At 33.4% G+C, this 4,381-nt stretch carries 5 protein-coding genes; 1 reads left to right on the top strand and 4 read right to left on the bottom strand.

What is annotated here, in order from left to right:
- The 4 genes from AAOP42_RS00435 to AAOP42_RS00420 all read right to left on the bottom strand — a co-directional run.
- On the bottom strand, positions 1–291 hold a 291-nt coding region (locus AAOP42_RS00435), incomplete at its 3' end, for a hypothetical protein (RefSeq protein ID WP_349526478.1).
- Between the two features lie 191 nt (positions 292–482).
- Entirely contained in the window at positions 483–851 is a 369-nt protein-coding gene (locus AAOP42_RS00430; RefSeq protein ID WP_349526477.1) for a hypothetical protein, read from the bottom strand.
- A 267-nt stretch (positions 852–1,118) separates the two neighbouring features.
- On the bottom strand, positions 1,119–1,532 hold the full coding sequence (locus tag AAOP42_RS00425) for a carboxypeptidase-like regulatory domain-containing protein (protein ID WP_349526476.1): 414 nt from the start codon (positions 1,530–1,532) through the stop codon (positions 1,119–1,121).
- Positions 1,533–2,548: 1,016 nt separating this feature from the next.
- Positions 2,549–2,911, bottom strand: a complete 363-nt coding sequence (locus AAOP42_RS00420; protein WP_349526475.1) for a hypothetical protein — start codon at positions 2,909–2,911, stop codon at positions 2,549–2,551.
- Positions 2,912–3,440: 529 nt separating this feature from the next.
- On the opposite strand from AAOP42_RS00420, the gene AAOP42_RS00415 reads away from it, so the two are divergent.
- Positions 3,441–4,211 carry a peptidylprolyl isomerase gene (locus AAOP42_RS00415; protein ID WP_349526474.1) on the top strand — a complete coding sequence of 257 codons (771 nt, stop codon included), beginning with the start codon at positions 3,441–3,443 and terminating at the stop codon, positions 4,209–4,211.
- The last annotated feature ends 170 nt before the right edge of the window (positions 4,212–4,381 follow it).

Genomic DNA, 4,381 nt, shown 5'->3' with positions numbered 1-4,381 from the left:
AAAATCCCGGCTGGAAACATATTTCACTTCATTGACAGGACTTTTAGTAGAAAATGAATAACAAACGCTTCTCGATCTCTGATAAGAATAAGAAAAACGATCATAGCATATTTCGAATAATGTATCCCCGGTATGTACGTGCCTGTTTATGACCGATCGTACGGTATCAACACCATTAAGTAACGCACCTTCAACAAGGTAAAACATTTCAGTAGTATCCCTTTTTTGAGAAAAGGAAGCGTAAGTCAATTGTAGTAGTAATACAACAAAAAATAATCTGATTATCGGCATGGTGATCCTCCTAATATAGCTGGCTGAAGCCCTTTGATTAGTTCATCTATAGTGCTTTCTCAGTGAATGAGTTAGTTGTACATTTCGTAATTCATACTGTCATTCACTGATATTAATAATATCAACGACAAAAAAAGTTATTGGATTCTATATTTCTAAATTGAGTTAATCAAGAAATATTCTAAAAACGATCATTCTTCAAATACTTTAATTGTGTCATTTTCTATAAATACTTCAAAAGCAGAGTTCAATGAACTTCCATTAGTATAATACCCAAAGTGCAATTGTCTTATGATACTATCATTAGTATAAACTTTTAATGAATAACCACCATCTCCCTTTTTTGTGTTTTTAAAACTGATAACACCTTCTAACCTATCATTTATCTTAATATCGTTAAACGCAGTTATTTCACCTTCAAAGGTAGAAACATGTATGCTGTCATAATCCAAATTCGAAGTGTTATGAACTATTATCTTTGGATGTTGTTGTATACAGCTAATACATAACACTGTTGACACTAGCCCTAAAAACAAAATACTAACTTTCGATACTTTCATTGATTTGTTGGTATAAGTTCAGAATTGAATGTAGCTTGACCGCTTTGACCATTACCCTGTAAATTACTTAAATTTCCATTTAAAGAAGTTAAATCATATATTGAAGGTGGTCTGAAATATTAGAAGAGATAAGGAAAGCGCAAGGGTAGAGTAGCCAGATTAAAAAAAGAGCTGTTCTTGAAACTCCCAAACTATCTAACTCATTCTTTCTGAATTAGAATGTGATTGTCAACTTTAAGAAAGAAAAGTATATTTGAATTACAACCATTATTCAACTTTCTTTTCCAATACAACTCTTCTATTTTCAGGTATAGATAGCATAACAATTCTTCCTTCACTCTTCTCTTTTACTAAAAACTTCTCAACTTCTTCTTTTTGTATATAACGAATATCTGAATCTGCCAGAATTACATCTATATAGCATATAAAATCAAACAACTCATCCATTTTTATATCAATCTCTTGATAACCTATCATTGAGAAACGAAGTAAGGAAATATACTCGTCCTGTATTGATAGCTGAGGAAATTTTCCTTCATTGTCAGATAAAAAACCCAAAACAGGTTTCTTGTCAGAATTGTTTAAAGCCAAACTCACACCTGCAATTGGATTGCCTGCTTTATCAATAATTTTGATAGAGACAGAAGCCGATTTTATCCCTGAAATATCACTCCCCCCCAAAGCATGCTCCGAGAGTTTTCGTCGCTCATTTACAACATACGTTGATGATTTAAATGAGTCGGGCTTTTCATATTGAAGTACAAGAGTATCATCAATAAAAGAATATGTGCCTATGTATATACCCTACTCACCCTGATGAAAGTATTTTGTATTTCTAAAATTATTTTCTCCATCGAAGAAATATGTTTCAGCGACACTTGTTGCGGCAACATAAGAATCCGTTCTTCGAAATTCAACGTAGAATTTGTCTTGAGCCACACAGCTTCTTTGTAAGAAAAATATTGCCATCAAAAGTATATGACATTACTCACCTAGTTTGCTTTGAGCCACATGGTTTTTAGTTTACCAGTTAAAAGAGGGGTAATTGACCAAAATAAAAGTAAATAGAACCGCAAATAAAAAGAACCCCCAAGTTTTTAGTAAAATTTCTCTGCCATTCGAGCCTGGCCTACTCATGATATAAGTTATAATTATTAAAGTCACACTGCTAATTAAAACGGGAATTAATAACAAGTACCCGTTCACAACATTATTATAAATCACATACATCAATGCAAGTAGGTAAAATTGGGTAGATGCATAAAAGACAAGTTCCATTCTTAGAGTTGACCGATGATTGATATCAAAGAATACAATCCAGATTATTAACGACAATAATGCTAGACCCGCTACATATGTGTATATTAAAACCAGAACAAAACCAAACTCAGAATGTGGATCAATCAAATTCGAAATAACAAAAAGAACAAACCAAATCAAAAAGCTCAATATTAGACATTATCACGGTTGATTTACTATGGAGAATTTTGCTCTTAAAAAAACCGCCAATTCATTGCTAATTTTGGAGAAAAAAATCTTGTAATCTCTCTATGCACAATCAACCGTGATAATGTCTATTGTACTTTTTTTAATAATCCTTTCCAAAGTTGCATAATTCTTTAACATCCTAAATCTGAAATAGGTCTAAGTAGTACATTACTTTTTCCCAATCCGGTCGAGCAATCACATTATCTGAATCAGATGGTAAATTTGCTGACCCCAGAATTGGATTGAACAAAATTATAAATTCCTAATTTAAAACTGTTCCACAAAGCATCTGGATTTTCAAACGGATCACCATTAAGCTGTATAATGCCTTCAGCAACAATACTATCAATAAAACCTGTTATTCTATCTTCCCCTCTAGTATAAAACGTATATGACCCGTCAAAATTGACATTATATCCGAATTCCCTATTTCCACTTACAGGATGTTCTCCATCATATCCTTGAGCAAGCCAGTATGGTACTTCAATTGTAGTGAATACCCAATGATCATTGTCATAATCAGAACAAATAACTGAACCATCTCCTGGACCTCCCGAGATATCTATATGCATTACCGTACCCGTAGGATCGTTTGAATTCCATAGTGCAGATTCATCCTGGCCTGTAATATTGGAAGGGATAAATTCTGAATAATAGGTATTAATAAACTCATTAATATTTGGCTATGCACAAATCAAAGAGGGTCAAGTAGTCCTAAAAGGTGGCATCATCAGCTTAGATGGAAGTAAATTCGTCGTTTCAGAATCAAAAGCTTTCATAACCAATCCAGAACAGGCAGGAGAATCTCTTGGAAAATATGTTTTGGAAAATGGAGGAGCCGAAATATTGGAAGAAATAAGGAAAGAGCAAGGATAACTACCTCAAAATAGTGACCGTTCCCTTCATAAAATCCTGTTTCGAACGAGGCTCATTCAGTTGTATTTAGAAATAGCAAATGCCAGGTTCTCTTTGGCAAAAGATTAATTCGTTTTTATAATTTTACCTTAATAAAAATTAATTGTAATAGATATGTTTAAAAAATTATTGTTCGCATTATTTGTTAGTTCTTTACTCTTTTCCTGTAATAAAAATACCGATTACATGGTGATCATTCATACTTCTTTTGGAGATATGAAAGCCATATTGTACGATGAAACACCACTACACAAAGAAAACTTCCTGAAGTTAGCAAAGTCCGGAAGGTTCGATAGTACTACATTTCATCGTGTAATCAAAAACTTTATGATTCAGGGGGGGGATATCGATGCTAAAGAAGGCACAAGAAATAGTGACAGAATAGATGCGGAGTTTGTAGATAAATTTTACCATGAAAAAGGAAGTCTATCTGCAGCCAGACAAAGTGATCAATCCAATCCGGAGAAAAAATCCAGTTGGTGTCAATTTTACATAGTACATGGAAATACTTTTACTGAAGCCCAGTTAGAACAATTCACCATTGATCAGAGAGTGCTAAATCAGGCAATGAATCAGCTCATCCAATACGACAGCCATGCTGACTTGAAAAATCAATTATTGGAGCTTCAACGAAATGGAGATCATGCGGGAATGCAAAAGTTATTCAATAAGAGTATAGACTTAGCCGAAAAGGAACTGAATGTAAAAATCCGAAAGAAAGGTTTTAATCCTGAACAAATAAAAATTTATACTACTACCGGAGGTGCTCCCCACCTTGATGGAGACTATACTGTGTTTGGTAAAGTGGTAGAAGGGTTGGATGTGGTGGACAAAATAGCTGAACAAAGAACAGGAGGGCGTGACAAACCCATTGAAGATATATTTTTGACTATGGAAGTAGTAGAGGTAAAGAAAAAAGAAATTACCGAGAAGTATGGATATGAATATGCTGAATAAACACCTTTTCTTTTAAAACATAAAAAAACGGGTGCATATCAAATTGTCGTTTTTTTTTATAATGTTTAAATTTAAAGAAAACGACTAAAGTTATGACAAAGGGAGAATTTTTAAGATTGGCAGCCAATCGTTATGATTCGCTACAGGCATTGAACAAACTTGATAATTTT

The organism is Reichenbachiella sp. MALMAid0571, from assembly GCF_040151475.1.
In the GTDB taxonomy this organism is placed as follows: Bacteria; Bacteroidota; Bacteroidia; order Cytophagales; family Cyclobacteriaceae; genus CAXBNB01.
The sequence above is the reverse complement of the archived record's forward strand: the minus strand, read 5'-3'. Positions and strand labels throughout refer to the sequence as shown.